General features: G+C 31.9%; 17 protein-coding genes and 1 pseudogene. 5 read left to right on the forward strand and 13 right to left on the reverse strand.

Features of this window, described 5'->3' with window-relative positions; translation table 11 throughout:
• From SLH33_RS12570 to SLH33_RS12600, 7 genes and pseudogenes are all read right to left on the reverse strand, one after another.
• Window positions 1-1446: pseudogene (locus SLH33_RS12570) on the reverse strand (hypothetical protein); the annotation flags it as partial.
• Window positions 1447-1636: 190 nt separating this feature from the next.
• Window positions 1637-2458, reverse strand: coding sequence for a prolipoprotein diacylglyceryl transferase (gene lgt, locus SLH33_RS12575; protein ID WP_320419470.1), 822 nt, complete (start codon window positions 2456-2458; stop codon window positions 1637-1639).
• Between the two features lie 95 nt (window positions 2459-2553).
• A complete protein-coding gene (gene yidD / locus SLH33_RS12580) occupies window positions 2554-2796 on the reverse strand; it encodes a membrane protein insertion efficiency factor YidD (RefSeq protein ID WP_413818270.1) in 243 nt (80 codons plus the stop codon).
• 92 nt (window positions 2797-2888) lie between these two features.
• A complete protein-coding gene (cysS, locus tag SLH33_RS12585; protein WP_320419472.1) occupies window positions 2889-4367 on the reverse strand; it encodes a cysteine--tRNA ligase in 1479 nt (492 codons plus the stop codon).
• A gap of 92 nt (window positions 4368-4459) precedes the next feature.
• The gene (locus SLH33_RS12590) at window positions 4460-5890 is read right to left on the reverse strand and encodes a hypothetical protein (RefSeq protein ID WP_320419473.1); all 1431 of its coding nucleotides are present in this window, start codon (window positions 5888-5890) and stop codon (window positions 4460-4462) included.
• Window positions 5871-6416 (reverse strand): hypothetical protein, encoded by a 546-nt coding sequence (locus SLH33_RS12595; protein ID WP_320419474.1) that lies wholly within the window; start codon window positions 6414-6416, stop codon window positions 5871-5873. Before SLH33_RS12595 ends, SLH33_RS12590 begins: the two co-directional genes overlap by 20 nt.
• On the reverse strand, window positions 6400-6957 hold the full coding sequence (locus SLH33_RS12600) for a sigma-70 family RNA polymerase sigma factor (protein WP_320419475.1): 558 nt from the start codon (window positions 6955-6957) through the stop codon (window positions 6400-6402). The genes SLH33_RS12595 and SLH33_RS12600 overlap by 17 nt, the downstream gene beginning before the upstream one ends.
• 99 nt (window positions 6958-7056) lie before the next feature.
• Between SLH33_RS12600 and meaB the strand changes: the two genes are divergently transcribed.
• Entirely contained in the window at window positions 7057-8130 is a 1074-nt protein-coding gene (gene meaB / locus SLH33_RS12605) for a methylmalonyl Co-A mutase-associated GTPase MeaB (RefSeq protein ID WP_320419476.1), read from the forward strand.
• Here meaB and SLH33_RS12610 read toward each other — a convergent pair.
• On the reverse strand, window positions 8127-8912 hold the full coding sequence (locus tag SLH33_RS12610) for an MBL fold metallo-hydrolase (protein WP_320419477.1): 786 nt from the start codon (window positions 8910-8912) through the stop codon (window positions 8127-8129). The two genes, meaB and SLH33_RS12610, sit on opposite strands and share 4 nt — an antisense overlap.
• A gap of 82 nt (window positions 8913-8994) precedes the next feature.
• On the opposite strand from SLH33_RS12610, the gene SLH33_RS12615 reads away from it, so the two are divergent.
• The 4 genes from SLH33_RS12615 (at window position 8995) to SLH33_RS12630 (ending at window position 12100) form a co-directional block, all read left to right on the forward strand.
• Window positions 8995-10446, forward strand: coding sequence for a TonB-dependent receptor (locus tag SLH33_RS12615; RefSeq protein ID WP_320419478.1), 1452 nt, complete (start codon window positions 8995-8997; stop codon window positions 10444-10446).
• A 63-nt stretch (window positions 10447-10509) separates the two neighbouring features.
• The gene (locus tag SLH33_RS12620; RefSeq protein ID WP_320419479.1) at window positions 10510-11061 is read left to right on the forward strand and encodes an RNA polymerase sigma factor; all 552 of its coding nucleotides are present in this window, start codon (window positions 10510-10512) and stop codon (window positions 11059-11061) included.
• A 32-nt stretch (window positions 11062-11093) separates the two neighbouring features.
• On the forward strand, window positions 11094-11639 hold the full coding sequence (locus SLH33_RS12625; protein WP_320419480.1) for a hypothetical protein: 546 nt from the start codon (window positions 11094-11096) through the stop codon (window positions 11637-11639).
• Window positions 11640-11641: 2 nt separating this feature from the next.
• The gene (locus SLH33_RS12630) at window positions 11642-12100 is read left to right on the forward strand and encodes a hypothetical protein (protein ID WP_320419481.1); all 459 of its coding nucleotides are present in this window, start codon (window positions 11642-11644) and stop codon (window positions 12098-12100) included.
• Window positions 12101-12135: 35 nt separating this feature from the next.
• Here SLH33_RS12630 and SLH33_RS12635 read toward each other — a convergent pair whose 3' ends face one another.
• The 5 genes from SLH33_RS12635 to kdsB form a co-directional block, all read right to left on the reverse strand.
• A complete protein-coding gene (locus SLH33_RS12635; protein ID WP_320419482.1) occupies window positions 12136-12333 on the reverse strand; it encodes a hypothetical protein in 198 nt (65 codons plus the stop codon).
• A gap of 134 nt (window positions 12334-12467) precedes the next feature.
• Window positions 12468-12734, reverse strand: a complete 267-nt coding sequence (locus tag SLH33_RS12640) for a hypothetical protein (protein ID WP_320419483.1) — start codon at window positions 12732-12734, stop codon at window positions 12468-12470.
• A gap of 22 nt (window positions 12735-12756) precedes the next feature.
• Window positions 12757-13383: a CatA-like O-acetyltransferase gene (locus SLH33_RS12645; RefSeq protein ID WP_320419484.1), complete on the reverse strand. Its 627-nt coding sequence runs from the start codon at window positions 13381-13383 to the stop codon at window positions 12757-12759.
• Entirely contained in the window at window positions 13383-14075 is a 693-nt protein-coding gene (locus tag SLH33_RS12650; RefSeq protein WP_320419486.1) for an HAD family hydrolase, read from the reverse strand. Before SLH33_RS12650 ends, SLH33_RS12645 begins: the two co-directional genes overlap by 1 nt.
• Entirely contained in the window at window positions 14068-14802 is a 735-nt protein-coding gene (gene kdsB / locus SLH33_RS12655) for a 3-deoxy-manno-octulosonate cytidylyltransferase (protein WP_320419487.1), read from the reverse strand. Before kdsB ends, SLH33_RS12650 begins: the two co-directional genes overlap by 8 nt.
• Window positions 14803-14990 lie beyond the last annotated feature (188 nt).

The following is a 14990-nucleotide window of genomic DNA, read 5'->3' on the forward strand; positions in this document are numbered from 1 at the left end:
TTTTCCATCCACACCATTGGTTCCATTCGTTCCGTCTGTACCTTCTAAACTCGCTAAAAAGTCCGCTTCGGTTCCTGTGTTACCTGTATCTAACCAACTTTGATATGCTGATTTTCCATCCACACCATTGGTTCCATTTGTACCATTCGTTCCGTCTGCACCTGCTAAACTCGCTAAAAAGTCCGCTTCGGTTCCTGTATTACCTGTATCCAACCAACTTTGATATGCCGATTTTCCATCCACACCATTGGTTCCATTCGTTCCGTCTGTACCTTCTAAACTCGCTAAAAAGTCCGCTTCGGTTCCTGTGTTACCTGTATCTAACCAACTTTGATATGCTGATTTTCCATCAACTCCATTGGTTCCATTCGTACCATTCGTTCCATCTGTACCTGCTAAACTCGCTAAAAAGTCTGCTTCGGTTCCTGTGTTGCCTGTATCTAACCAACTTTGATATGCTGATTTTCCGTCAACTCCATTGGTTCCATTCGTTCCGTCTGTACCTGCTAAACTCGCTAAAAAATCCGCTTCGGTTCCTGTGTTACCTGTATCTAACCAACTTTGGTATGCTGATTTTCCGTCAACACCATTCGTACCATTCGTTCCGTCTGTACCTTCTAAACTCGCTAAAAAATCTGCTTCGGTTCCTGTATTACCTGCATCTAACCAACTCTGATAAGCCGATTTTCCATCTACTCCATTCGTTCCGTTCGTACCATTCGTTCCGTCTGTACCTTCTAAACTTGCTAAAAAGTCTGCTTCGGTTCCTGTATTGCCTGTATCTAACCAACTTTGATAAGCCGATTTTCCGTCAACTCCATTCGTTCCGTCTGCACCCTCTAAGCTCGCTAAAAAGTCGGCCTCGGTTCCTGTATTGCCTGTATCTAACCAACTTTGGTATGCTGATTTTCCATCCACACCATTAGTTCCTGTTAAATTTGTAGTAGTAAATGATGTACCATTTGTGTAATTAAAAGTAAAAGTTCCGTTTCCATTATCAACCGTTTCTATAATACTATTACCACTAGAAATTAATGATGATAAATCAACACTTGCTGAACCCCCATTTTCAATTTCAATTATTAAATTATTATTAGCATCTAATAATAAGTTAGTTATTTCTTGATTATCTGATAGATTATTAATTAAAGAATCTAAATTCTCTTTATCAATAATTTTAACCCATTTTTCACCATCCCAAAAATAAAAGCCTTTACCTGATGTATCATTAATATTATAAACCAATAAACTTTCTTGGATAAAAGAATTATTGACAGGTAATGCATTATTTAGGTTTTCAATATGCACTCTTGGTATTAATATTCCTTTATCCGATGAAACTATATCTAGCTGAGAAGCTTCGTTCGGATTTATAGTACCTATACCTACTTGACAAAAGGTATTAAAAGAAATAAGATATAAAATAATGATAATTATTCTTTTCATAGAAAAAGGGTTTAAATTTTGCAACTCTGTAAATTAAACTCTTTTTAGAAAAAATAAATCTAAATTTCGATGGATGAAAGGAAAAGCAACGATGAATTGCTTAATTTAATCGATATTTAATTATTAATATCATAAAAAAAGAGGATTCACTTTAGTAAATCCTCTTTTATTCAAAATAAAACCTGTATAATTATTTTGTTTTTCTTAACATCAGCCAAACTCCAATTAATATTAATGGAATACTTAATAATTGACCTGTATTAAGACCTAGTATAATATCTTCTCTTCCTTCTACTTGTGGCTCTTTTACATATTCAATTACTAAACGTAAGGTCCAAAGAACAATCATAAAAATTCCAAATAAGAAACCTTCATGTTTCTTTTTATCTGTTTTCCAGTAGAAATACCATAACACAAAAAACAACACTAAATAACTGAATGCTTCATACAATTGGGTTGGATGTCTTGGAACTGTTTCTCCGGCAGCTTTAAAAATTACTCCAAAATTGCTTTCTGTAGGTTTACCATAGATTTCTGAATTGAAAAAGTTACCAAAACGGATAAAAAAACCTGCTAAGGCTACCATAATTCCCATCCTATCTAAAATAAACAACCACGATTTTTTTAGGTGTTTCTTAGCATAGAAATATAACGCAATTGGAATTGCAATAGCTGCTCCGTGACTTGCAAAACCAGTAAATCCTGTAAATTTCCAAGAACCATCCGCTAGTTTTTTAATAGGTAAGATAATTTCTAATAAATGGTTTTGGTAATAATCCCAACTATAAAAGAAAACATCTCCTAAACGCATTCCGATAAGCATTGAAACAAACGTGTACATAAATAGTGGATCTAACTTATCTTGCGGAATTCCATCTTGTTTAAAGATTTTTTTCATCAAATACAACCCTAACACAAAAGCTATAACAAACATTATACTATACCAACGGATAGTAAAAAAGCCTAAATCAATTCCTATAGATGGATCCCAAACTATGGATAAGTACTGCATATTTTCTGTTTTTTGACAGGTCGAGCGCAGTCGAGACCTTAATTTTATACTATTTATATTTTAAAGACCTCTCGACTGCGCTCGAGGTGACATAATTATTTATTTTTCTCTTTTTTCTCGGGAACAGGATCGTAACCACTTCCGCCCCATGGATGACAACTAAAAATTCGTTTTAATGATAACCATCCGCCATAAAACAATCCGTGTTTTTGCAATGCCTCAATAGTATAATGAGAACACGTAGGTGTATACCTACAAGTTGCCGGTGTAAATGGTGATATAGCAACTTGGTAAAAACGCACCAACAAAATAAATGGATATGCTATAAAGCCCCCGATCCCCTTAAGGGGGACAAAATGTTTTGACTTATTTGAACTTTTTTTATGATTCATTGTTAAACTCCTTCCCTTTGGGAAGGTTGGGATGGGCTTTAATTAACTGAATAAGTTGTTCCTTCTCTGCCGTCTTTTAACTGAATGCCCATAGCTGCTAATTCATCACGAATTTGATCAGACAATGCCCAATCTTTATTATCACGTGCTTCTTTACGCAGCTTTATCAACAATTCAACAACGCCATCTAGCTTATCTGAACTTTGCTCTTTAGCATCATTCACCAATCCTAAAATATCATACACAAATGTGTTCAACGTTGATGTTAACAATGTTAAGTCATCAGTAGCTACCGTTGCTTTTCCATCTTTAATTTGGTTGATGAACTTTACAGCTTCAAACAAATGTGCAATTAAAATTGGCGTGTTAAAATCATCATTCATCGCATCGTAGCAGGTTTGTTTCCATGCTTTAACATCAAAAGACGATTCTTTACTCGGAGTGATTTCTTCTAAATAATCCATCGCTTCCATTAAACGGTGGAATCCTTTTTCTGAAGCCAACAATGCTTCTCCAGAAAAATCTAAAATACTACGATAATGCGCTTGCATAATAAAGAAACGAACTACACCAACACCAAATGCTTTTGGTAACACTTCATTGTTTCCTGTTAAAATATCATCTGGCAACACGTAGTTTCCTGTGGATTTTGCCATTTTTTGACCGTTTAACAACAACATATTGGCATGCATCCAGTAATTTACCGGCTGAACACCTGAGCAAGTATGCGATTGTGCAATTTCACACTCATGATGCGGGAATTTTAAGTCCATTCCACCACCGTGAATATCAAATTGTTCTCCTAAATACTTTGAACTCATTACAGAACATTCTAAATGCCAACCAGGGAATCCGTCACTCCAAGGAGATGGCCAACGCATAATATGACGTTCATCGGCTTTTTTCCATAGTGCAAAATCTTGCGGATTCTTCTTTTCCGATTGACCATCTAACGCACGCGTATTATGAATAGCATCATCAATATTTCTTCCGGATAAAATTCCGTAATGATTGTTTTTATTATACTCTAAAACATCGAAGTATACTGAACCATTAATTTCATAAGCATAACCTTTATCCATGATTTCTTTAATCATTTCAATTTGCTCAACAATATGGCCTGTCGCTGTTGGCTCAATGCTTGGTGGTAAAAAGTTATATTTCTTGGTTACGTTATGAAAATCTACTGTATAACGCTGCACCACTTCCATCGGTTCAATTTCTTCTAGACGTGCTTTTTTAGCAATTCTGTCCTCTCCTTCATCCGCATCATTTTCTAAATGACCTGCATCGGTAATATTACGAACATAGCGAACTTTATAACCTAGATGTTGCAAATAACGAAACACCATATCAAACGACATAAATGTACGTACGTTACCCAAATGTACATTGCTGTACACAGTTGGTCCACACACATACATTCCTACTCTACCCTTTGTTATTGGCTTGAAAAGTTCTTTACTTTTTGATAAAGAATTGTATATTTTAAGTTGATTTTCTTTGTATAATTCCATAGAAAAAGTGACTATTAACAGTTGCTAAAGATAGGCACTTTGTAATGAATATCGAAATGGATTTTACAAATAGTTTGAAGTGAAGCTAGTAGCTATTTTTGCAATTTTAATTGGCTGTATTTTCCTGAAATTCTAACTCCTTTATTTTCAGTATTTACTGTAAAACTCCCGTTAAAACCTAGGTCGCCATTAGCGTAGTTTTTTACATAATCTTTCACATCATAGGTAAGTTTATCTTTTAGTCCATTGATGTTTATTACTGCATTTGACGAATTTAAAAGCAGGGTGAAATTCTTATAATTTGGATGCAAACGCAGCACTTGTAAATCTCCAAATTTATTGGTTAAATCTACATTTTGATGTACATTTTCAATAATAACTTCGGATGAATTAGATGACAATTTAGCATCGGAAATTGATATCACTTTAGCATTGCTAACATTGTTTAAAGATACAGTACAAGTGTTCATATCATCAATCGTTACAGGAGAAAAGGAGATATTTAAATCTCCTCCCTGTAATTTATGTGCTTTAAAAGTTCCGTACGATACTTTTCCGGTGGCTTTGGTATCGGGTAACTTTACTTTACAATGACGTGTGTTGAGTTTAAAAGTAGCTCCTTTTGGTACTTTAACCGTAATTTTTCTATTTATTTTCACCTTTTTACCATTGATGGTGATTTCCTTTCCTTCAGGATGCACGTAAAATCCTCTTAAATTTTTGTACTCTTCGCGTGCTTTTTTAATTTCCTCACGAGATTTTGCAATTTCTTGTCTAATTTTTTCTCTATCAATACGCTTGTACTCTTCTCGTGCTCTTCTCAAATCTTCTTTGAGTTTTTCCCTATCAATTTTTTTCATATGCTCGCGAGCTTCTTTAAATTCTTTACGCATTTTTTCTCGGCTTTTTTCCATTTCCTTTTTATAATTTGCGTATTCTCTTGATTTTTTAAACTCTTCCCATTCTTTTTTAGATTTGATGGTAATGTCGTGCACATCATCTTTCCATCTAAAAAAGTAATTCCCTCCTTCTTCGGCAAACTTATCAAAGTCAAATTCTAATTCTTCTAAACCTTTGAATTCTGGTATCTTTGGCATCTCAAAATTTATTTCGGGAATCTCAGGCATTTCAGGAAATTCAGGCATTTCCGGGATCACTATTTCTGGCATCTCAAAATTATCATTGTTAAAAACAATAAAATCGTTACCAAAATGCTGAAATGCTTTAGATTTAGACGTAATTTGTACACTACTTTTGTTTCCTAAAGCTTCAAACGTCCAATTTTTAAAATACTTTTCCGCTTCTTCTTTACTAATTCCTTCCACTTCAATAACCGCATCTACCTGAACTTGATTTTTATTCCAAGTAGTTACGTCAATGTCAGAGTTTGTAGCGTCAATTCTAATAGTAACATCGTTATTTACATTAAAATTTTCTGAGTATTTTTTATCAAACTTTTGTGCTACAACAGTGCTGGAAATCAGCAATAAAAAAGCTACAATGTTATACGACTGTGTTTTCATTTTGTTCTTTGTTTTTTAAGTTATGTAACTGTTTTTTTAAGCGTTGCAAAAGTTGCAAACGCAATTGCAAATTGTTGATTAGCGCGTCAATCGTTTGATCATTAACTCCTTTATTATTGAGCTCTTGGGTTAATGATTTATATTCTTTAGTTAATTCGCCTATTTTTAACAAATACCCTTTTACCAATTCCTCATTTTCTTTGTTATAAGGTAACTGACTTATTTCATAATTGATGGTATTCATATAGTAACTTTCAATCGTTTTTAGTTCGGGAGAAATACTCCCCAAACTGATAATTTCAACAGCATTTTCGTCCGTTACTGGTAAATCTTGCTGCGGATAAAATGTAATACCCAATCCAATTAAAACAACTATAGAAGCCGCCACATACAACCATGTAAATGATTTTTTCTTCGGAGCAACCTCAGCTAATAATTTTTGCTTGAATTTTTGCTGATGATTTGCAGAAAGAGTTACTTCTTCTTCCTGAAAACTGTCTAGTAATTGTTTAATATCCTTCGGCATAACTCATGGATTTTAATTGTTCTTTTACTATTTTTTTCCCTCGTAACAAATGTGTTCTTGAGGTTACTTCAGAGATATTTAAAATTTCTGATATTTCTTTATGATCATACCCTTCAACCAAATACAGCGTGACGACTAATCTGTATTTTTCAGGCAATTCATCAATCACTTTTTTCACCATAGTTGCAGTAACTTCACTCTCAACCTCCCAATTATCATCCTCTATCACATTGGTTACTTCTTCATTTAAGGAAACCATTGTTAATTTTTTCTTTTTCAACTCATCAATACATTGATTAATCACTATTCGTTTTAACCAAGCACCAAAACTCACCTCTCCTTTGTAGCTATCTAAGTTTTTAAACGCTTTTATAAACGCATCCTGCATAGCATCTTCAGCAATAAACCGATCTTTTACATATCTATTAGCAACCAAAAACATAGCATTGCAATACAAATTATACAATTGCATTTGTGCTTTTGTATTGTTGTTTTTACACTGATTTATCAGCTTTTGATGGAGTTGTTTAGTTGATTTCATTAATGATTTCTTGTCTTAAAGACGATACATTTTCGGCAGTGTTGCATTTTACTGATAATTTATTTCTAAATTTACATTAATATTTTGTTTTGAATTTTAATGACGCCTAAGAAACCATCTGCTTTACACGAAAAAGACGGAATACCTCAACCGGAAACTACCAGTAAAAAATCTGCTCAAAAAATAAAAATCAGTAGAAAAAAACAACCTTCTACCGATGAGTTTGTTAAAAAGATTTTAACTGGTGATATTACTTTTTTGAGTAGAGCCATTACCTTGGTTGAAAGTACCAATGAAAAACATTTAGAAAAAGCCAATGAAATTTTAGAGCATTGTTTACCCCATGCAAATCAATCGGTACGAATCGGAATTACAGGCGTGCCCGGTGTTGGAAAAAGTACATTTATTGAAACCTTTGGAAAGCATTTAACTGGTTTAGGTAAAAAAGTGGCTGTTTTAGCGGTGGATCCTAGTAGTTCTGTTAACAAAGGAAGTATTTTAGGAGACAAAACCCGAATGGAACAATTGGTTACCGATGAAAACGCGTTTATTCGTCCTTCTCCCTCTGGTACATCCTTAGGTGGTGTGGCTCAAAAAACACGCGAAAGTATTATTTTATGTGAAGCTGCTGGTTTTGATACTATTATTATTGAAACCGTTGGTGTGGGACAAAGTGAAACGGCAGTGCATTCTATGGTAGATTTTTTCTTACTACTTAAACTTTCAGGTGCAGGTGACGAATTGCAGGGAATTAAACGCGGAATTATTGAAATGGCAGATGCTATTGTTATTAATAAAGCCGATGGAGAAAATATTAAAAATGCTAAAATTGCGAAAGTTGAATTTAACCGAGCATTGCATTTATATCCGCCAAAAGAAAGTGGTTGGCAGCCCAAAGTTTTAACATCTAGCGCATTACTAAACTCTGGTATTGAAGAGATATATGAAATGATTACAGATTATATTTCTCAAGGAAAAGAAACTGGATTTTTTACAAAAAAACGAAACGATCAAAACAAACATTGGCTCTTCTCAACTATTGAAGAACAATTGAAAAGACGCTTTTATGAAAATCCGAAAATTAAAGAATTGCTTGCTCAAGAAATAAAAAACTTAGAGAATGGAAAAAGCACCCCTTTCAATTCAGCTAAACGTTTGCTAGAGTTAATTTAATCACTTTCTAGCACCAATCCATCATACGCTAAAAACACATTTTCTGGTAATTCTTTTTGTACTTCTTCATGAAATCCTAAAACTTCGCTAATATGGGTTAAATAAGTTCTTTTAGGTTGTACTTCATCAATAAATGCTAAAGCTTCTTCTATGTTAAAATGTGTTGCATGCGGTTCTTTTCGTAAACCGGTAACAATTAAAACGTCCAGATTCTTAAGTTTTTCTTTTTCTTCGGATGAAATGGTTTTTATATCCGTTAAATAAGCTACGTTATTAAATCTGTAACCTAAAATAGGTAAGTTACCGTGCATCAGTTCAACTGGAGTTACGGAAACTCCATCTAGCTCAAAAGATTTTTTGTGCGTAATTATTGTTGGCGCTACACTAGGTGCAGTTGGATAACGATTTTCAGTAGCAAACACGTAATCGTATCGTTTTTGTAATACTTTCAATACTCTTTCTAACAAATAAATAGGTAAATCTCCCATTTGAAAACAATAGGGGCGAATATCATCTAAGCCTGCGATATGGTCAGCATGTTCATGAGTAAATAAAATACCATTTAAATGCTGAACATTTTCACGAATCATTTGCTGTCTAAAATCAGGACCACAATCAATTACATAGTTATAATTATCCCAAGAAATGAGTATTGATGAGCGTAACCTCTTGTCTTTAAAATCGGTAGATTTACTTACAGGATGTGTACTTGCTATCATAGGAACACCTGTAGAAGTTCCGGTTCCTAAAAAAGTAATTTTTAAAGGTGTATTTTTCTTCATTGTTATCACAAAAGTAACATAAAAATTGACTATTACTTTGTATTTTCAGTACATTTGTACTTCTGTAAGCAAAACATAAAAAATGGCAATTACGTTAAAGGGAGATCAAAAACTAAGTACTGTACCTACTACTAAAATGAAAGCGTTAAAAATTAATTTAAACGCTCATATTTATGGAACTTTCGCAGAAATTGGTGCAGGACAAGAAACCGTAAGAAACTTTTTTAGGGCTGGAGGAGCATCGGGTACTATTGCTAAAGCCATGAGTGCTTATGATAAAGATTTTTCAGATGCTATTTATGGTATTGAAGATGATGGAAGATATGTTACAGAACCTCGTTTAAAGAAGATGCTGAAACATGAAATGGAATTGATTGAAGAGCGTTTGATCCGTCAAAAACATCCTGACAAACTGTTTTTTAGTTTTGCAAACACCGTAGCTACCATTAACTTTTCAAAAAAATTCAAAGGTCATGGTTGGGTAGGTATTCGTTTTCAATTAGACCCTTTAGAAGATTATAACGAAATTATTTTACACCTTCGTTTTAAAGAAACCGATGCTCGTGCACAACAAGAAACTCTAGGTATTTTAGGTGTTAATGTAATTTATGGTGCCTATTACTTAAATGACAACCCGAAAGAGTTACTAAAATCTTTTTACGACAATATTGATAAGGACAAATTAGAAATTGACATGGTCAATTTTTCTGGTCCTCGTTTTATGTATGTTGATAACCGTTTAATGAGTTTACAACTGGTTAAAAACGGAATGACCAATGCAGTAATGTTTGGTCCTGACGGAAACAACTTATTACCTGCACAAGTGCTTTATAAAAAGAACATTTTGGCGCTTCGTGGTAGTTTTAGACCAGTAACAAAGGTTAATATGGATATGTATGAAGAGTCTAAAAAACTCTTCTTTAATGAAAATAAAGTTGATCCAAAGAAAACTCAGATAATTTTTGAAATTACCCTAAGTAACTTACGTGCAGAAGGTGAAATTAATGAACGTGACTTTTTAGATAGAGCTGAATTACTTTGTTCTTTAGGACAAAATGTAATGATTACCAACTACCAAGAATATTTTAAATTAGTTGAATACTTTAGTGAGTTTACCAAAGAGCGCATGGCACTTGCCATGGGTGTCTATAACTTAATTCAAATTTTTGATGAAAAATATTATAGACATGTTAGTGGCGGTATATTAGAAGCATTCGGTAAGTTATTTTATCGAGATTTAAAAATTTACATGTATCCTTATAAAGATGAGGAAACTGGAGAGTTTATTACTTCAGAAAACTTAAAAGTACATCCTCGTATGAAAGAACTATACAAGTTCTTTAAAAACAATGGTAGATTAGTGGATATGGAAAACTTTAATCCGGATATTTTACATATTTTCTCAAGAACTGTACTTAAAATGATTAAAAACGGCAAAGAAGGATGGCAAGAAATGTTACCCTCAGGCATTGCTGAAATGATTGAAGAAAAACGATTATTTGGATATACACGCAAAAAAGTAACCAAAAACTAAATCTTTTTTTAAATCCATTAAACCTTTTCTTACTTTTAACGTCTAACAACCAAAAATAACTGTTTGATAGACGAAGTTACACTGGTTTCTCAATTACAAAACAACAATTCAAAAGAATTGGCATTCCGTAATTTGGTATCGCAATATAAAGAGCGACTGTATTGGCATATTCGAAAAATTGTGCTTTCGCATGATGATGCAGATGATGTGTTGCAAAACACATTCATTAAAGTATTTAAAAGTATTGATGCATTTAAAGGCGAAAGTAAATTATACTCTTGGATGTACAGAATTGCTACCAATGAAGCTATAACATTTTTAAATAAAAAGGCTAAAACACAAAACGTTGATATTACTGATTATCAAATGGAATTAGCTAAAAATTTAGCGGATGATGATTGGTTTAGCGGGAATGAAATTCAGCGTATCTTACAAGAAGCTATAGCAACCCTACCCCAAAAACAACAATTGGTTTTTAACATGAAGTATTTTGATGAAATGAAGTATGAAGACATGTCTCATATCTTAGATACGTCTGTAGGAAGTTTAAAAGCATCTTATCATCACGCAGTAAAAAAAATAGAAGAATATATTAAGAATTTTAGTGAAGATTAAACCTTTTGACAAAAAATAAGTCAAACTAACAAATGGAAAAAAATTTACAACATAGCGTAGATTATCTAAATCAAAAAACTGGAAAAAATTCTGGTTTTCAAACTCCAGAAAAATATTTTAACGAGTTTGAAAATGGTTTGTTTGCAAAACTAACAGAAGAAAGTTTTCCTAAAAAGAATGGTTTTGAGCTTCCTGATGATTATTTTAATACCATTGAAGAAAATATTCTTGCTAAAGTAGCAGAGCCTAAAGCTAATTCAACAAAGGTCATATCTTTACAACAACGAATTGTAAAGTGGATTCCTTCAGTAGCGGCAGCATTTATTTTAGCATTTATTTCTTTGCAATTTTTGAACCTACAACATGATACCATTACGTTAGATGATATTAAGGTTACAGAAATTGAAAATTGGTTTGAAAATAATTATAATAGTGTTGCCACTAATGAAATTGCCTACGCTTATGATATCAGTAAAATAGAAATTGATGAATTTGCTCCTGTTACCATAAATGATGAAAGTTTAGAGGAGTATTTAAATACTATAGATAGTTCAACTTTAATTGAAGAAATAGAATAATTATGAAAAAAATAGTACTCATATTTTTTGGAATAGTGCTTTTTTCTCAACAAATAAGCGCACAAATAGGTAGAGAAGGAAAAGAAAAAATTAAAGCTTTTAAAATAGCTTATTTAACAGAAAAACTTAATTTAACGGAAAGAGAGGCTGAAAAATTTTGGCCTGCTTACAATGAATTCTCTGAAAAAAGAAGTGAATTGTTTTTTATTGAAAGAAAACAAATTAAAGATAAAATTTCTCAGGCAGGAGGTATTGAAAATATTAATGAAAAAGACGCTAAAAAAATTTTAGATGAAATTGATGATGTTTTCATAGATCATATAAAAAACAAACAAAAATTTAAAAAAGAAGTTTCTCAATTTTTATCTGCTAAAAAGATATTGCAATTCGAAATAGCGGAACATGAGTTTAATAGAAAGCTTATGAAAAAACTAAAAGAAAAAAGAGGTTTTAGAAAATAAAAAAGGAAGCATAAATGCTTCCTTTTTTCTTATTTTTATTTGTTAACAATTGCCATACAAACGTATAATTCTGGTTTGTTGGCAGTGAACTGCTTAAGCCAAATTATTAACTCATCTACTTCATAAGGTAATAATCTTTTCAAGGCTTTCTCAAGCTCTTTGCAAAATAAATCTGCATTAAAACTTACTTTTTTTAACACCGTTTTGGTGTATTCAAACATAGCTCGTGCCATATTTATGTAGGGATTAATTAGTTAATTACAGGATGTAATTTACAAAAATATTTTAATCTTAATGTTAAAATTAAGATAAAAAAAACGACTCCAAATTATGAAGTCGTTAAAAAAAATTATTGAATATCAGTTAATTACAAAGAATTAACCTTATCCACCAAAGCATTTGCTTTAGTTTCTAATTCTTGACTAATTTGCTTGAAATGAGCCTTTTTATTTTCAACATCTTTATTGTTTACTTTAACAATCAACTCATCAAAAGTTGCGATAGCTTCATCAATAATTGCCTCAGATTTTTTTGTATCTGCTTTTGGGTTTACTAGTTCCCAAACGTAGCATTCTTCAATAATATCACCTAAAATGTAATTGATATCTTTCTTTAAATTCTTTACGCTTGCCATAATTAAAAATTTTGATGCAAAATTAACTCAATTTATCCAATTCAAATTGAAATTTTTCAAAAAACTGACCTACATCGTATCCATCAACCAAAGCATGGTTAACATTTATTGCTACAGGCATTGTTTTAGTTGTTTCTTTACTTACTACTTTACCAAAAGCCAGTTGTGGTACACTTGCATCTTTATCTCCTAAAAAAGGTTCTTTATGTCCCGTAAAATTAACCCATGGAATGGCTGAACAGTGAATACATCCATGTGAATATTCAGGCGGGAATAATTCTGATGAATTTAAAATACGTTCTTTCTCTTTTTGAAAATTATTATTAAACTCTTCAAAATTTTCAGTATACTTTATATATGAAAAACCAAATGTATGATCTTCTCTGGCTATGGTTGCTGATGCATGTATTTTATCATAAATAGCAATTTTATCACCTTCAATTCTATATTTTAAACTTTCTACTGCATTAATTGCAATCATACATGCGTGTAAGTAACTTACAAAAAAAGATTGTTTAGTTTCTTTTGTTCTTTTATATAAATTGGTAACATTTACTTCTGCTACTAAACCAAAAGTTGGATCTTGTAAAGTTCTAAAATGTTCAAAAAGTTGTTTACGATTCCAATTGTTAATATCTAAGTATTTCATTATACTAAAGTTAAAACTTCTTGTATGTTAGATAATGTTTTGTATTCTGCTCCATTTTGTTCTTTTTCAGTTACTGTTTCATGAGCCCAAGTAGTGTGAAAGGGAACATGAATTGCTGATGCTCCAACACTTAATAATGGTAATACGTCTGATTTTAAAGAATTACCTATCATTAATAACTCTTTAGGTTTAATATCTAAATGCTTTATCAATCTTTTATAATCTTTAGGTTTCTTTTCACTCATTACCTCTACGTGATGAAAATATTTTAAAATTCCTGATTTTTCTAACTTTCGTTCTTGATCTAATAAATCGCCTTTGGTTGCAACAATTAATTTATATTTAGGAGATAATTTTTGAAGCACCTCTTCTACTCCGTTCAACAATTCAATTGGTTTCTCAAGCATTTCTTTACCTATTTCTATAATTTGTTGAAGTGTTTTTTGGTTAATCTTATAATTAGAAAGTTCAAGAGCACACTCAATCATAGATAACATAAAACCCTTAACTCCGTAACCGTATAATTTAAGATTATCTATTTCTGTTTTAAAAAGTTCTTGATCTATTTTATTTTCTGTTTCATAAATAGATAAAAGTTTAGCAAACTTTACTTCAGCTTCTCTAAAATAGGTTTCGTTTACCCATAAAGTATCATCTGCATCAAAAGCAATTACTTTTATATTTTTATACATTATCTAAATATTTTATTGCATTTTCTAAATCCTCAGGAGTATCAATACCAATAGATTCAACCGTTGTTTCAATCATCTTAATTTTTTTTCCTACTTCTAAATAACGAATAGCCTCAATCTTTTCAGCAGCTTCTAGTGGTGTCATTGGGGTATTGTAAAAATCTAATAACGCTGATTTTCTAAAAGCATATACTCCTTTATGCTTGTAATATTTTACTTCAACATCTTGATCTCTTTGATACGGAATTACACTTCGTGAAAAATAAACCGCAAAATCATTTTGATCAGTAATTACTTTCACATTATTAGGATTTTTGATATCCTCTTGGTTAGTAATCTGAACTTTTAAAGAAGCCAAATCTATTTCTTTTTGAGTATCTTTTTTAAACACATCAATGAGTTTTTCTAAAGAAACGGCATCAATAAACGGCTCATCTCCCTGAACATTCACCACAATATCAACATCTAAATCTTCAACCGCCTCAGCAATTCTATCCGAACCACAATCGTGTTCTTTTTTACTCATAAGTACCTTACCTCCAGCAACTTCAACTTCTTTGTATATAATATCCGAATCGGTAACTACATATACCTCATCAAACAATTGTGTGTTTACCGCACTTTCATAGGTTCTAACAATTACTGTTTTACCATGAAGGTTTTTCATTAATTTACCGGGAAAACGAGATGCACTATAACGTGCAGGAATCATTGCAATAATCTTCATAAACTCTAACAATATAGCTCCTCAAAGATACATATTTATAAATTCTGATTTTTCATTTGAATAAAAATGATATTCATAAAACTTTAACACATTATTTTTCAAGTCTATACCTACACTTATAAAAAGATTTCTATATTTGAAAACATGAAAGGACTAATAAACACATACACAACTATTTGTAACGTAAT

The organism is Tenacibaculum sp. IB213877 (assembly GCF_034043975.1).
Classification (GTDB): domain Bacteria; phylum Bacteroidota; class Bacteroidia; order Flavobacteriales; family Flavobacteriaceae; genus Polaribacter.

What these genes read in the sequence shown, in the direction of transcription:
- kdsB (WP_320419487.1), bottom strand. Translation starts at nt 14,802, where the DNA reads ATGAAGATTATTGCAATGATTCCTGCACGTTATAGTGCATCTCGTTTT.
- SLH33_RS12600 (WP_320419475.1), bottom strand. Translation starts at nt 6,957, where the DNA reads ATGAAATCAACTAAACAACTCCATCAAAAGCTGATAAATCAGTGTAAA.
- lgt (WP_320419470.1), bottom strand. Translation starts at nt 2,458, where the DNA reads ATGCAGTACTTATCCATAGTTTGGGATCCATCTATAGGAATTGATTTA.
- SLH33_RS12645 (WP_320419484.1), bottom strand. Translation starts at nt 13,383, where the DNA reads ATGAAATACTTAGATATTAACAATTGGAATCGTAAACAACTTTTTGAA.
- SLH33_RS12590 (WP_320419473.1), bottom strand. Translation starts at nt 5,890, where the DNA reads ATGAAAACACAGTCGTATAACATTGTAGCTTTTTTATTGCTGATTTCC.
- SLH33_RS12625 (WP_320419480.1), top strand. Translation starts at nt 11,094, where the DNA reads ATGGAAAAAAATTTACAACATAGCGTAGATTATCTAAATCAAAAAACT.
- SLH33_RS12650 (WP_320419486.1), bottom strand. Translation starts at nt 14,075, where the DNA reads ATGTATAAAAATATAAAAGTAATTGCTTTTGATGCAGATGATACTTTA.
- meaB (WP_320419476.1), top strand. Translation starts at nt 7,057, where the DNA reads ATGACGCCTAAGAAACCATCTGCTTTACACGAAAAAGACGGAATACCT.
- cysS (WP_320419472.1), bottom strand. Translation starts at nt 4,367, where the DNA reads ATGGAATTATACAAAGAAAATCAACTTAAAATATACAATTCTTTATCA.
- SLH33_RS12635 (WP_320419482.1), bottom strand. Translation starts at nt 12,333, where the DNA reads ATGGCACGAGCTATGTTTGAATACACCAAAACGGTGTTAAAAAAAGTA.
- SLH33_RS12630 (WP_320419481.1), top strand. Translation starts at nt 11,642, where the DNA reads ATGAAAAAAATAGTACTCATATTTTTTGGAATAGTGCTTTTTTCTCAA.
- SLH33_RS12610 (WP_320419477.1), bottom strand. Translation starts at nt 8,912, where the DNA reads ATGAAGAAAAATACACCTTTAAAAATTACTTTTTTAGGAACCGGAACT.
- SLH33_RS12615 (WP_320419478.1), top strand. Translation starts at nt 8,995, where the DNA reads ATGGCAATTACGTTAAAGGGAGATCAAAAACTAAGTACTGTACCTACT.
- SLH33_RS12595 (WP_320419474.1), bottom strand. Translation starts at nt 6,416, where the DNA reads ATGCCGAAGGATATTAAACAATTACTAGACAGTTTTCAGGAAGAAGAA.
- SLH33_RS12640 (WP_320419483.1), bottom strand. Translation starts at nt 12,734, where the DNA reads ATGGCAAGCGTAAAGAATTTAAAGAAAGATATCAATTACATTTTAGGT.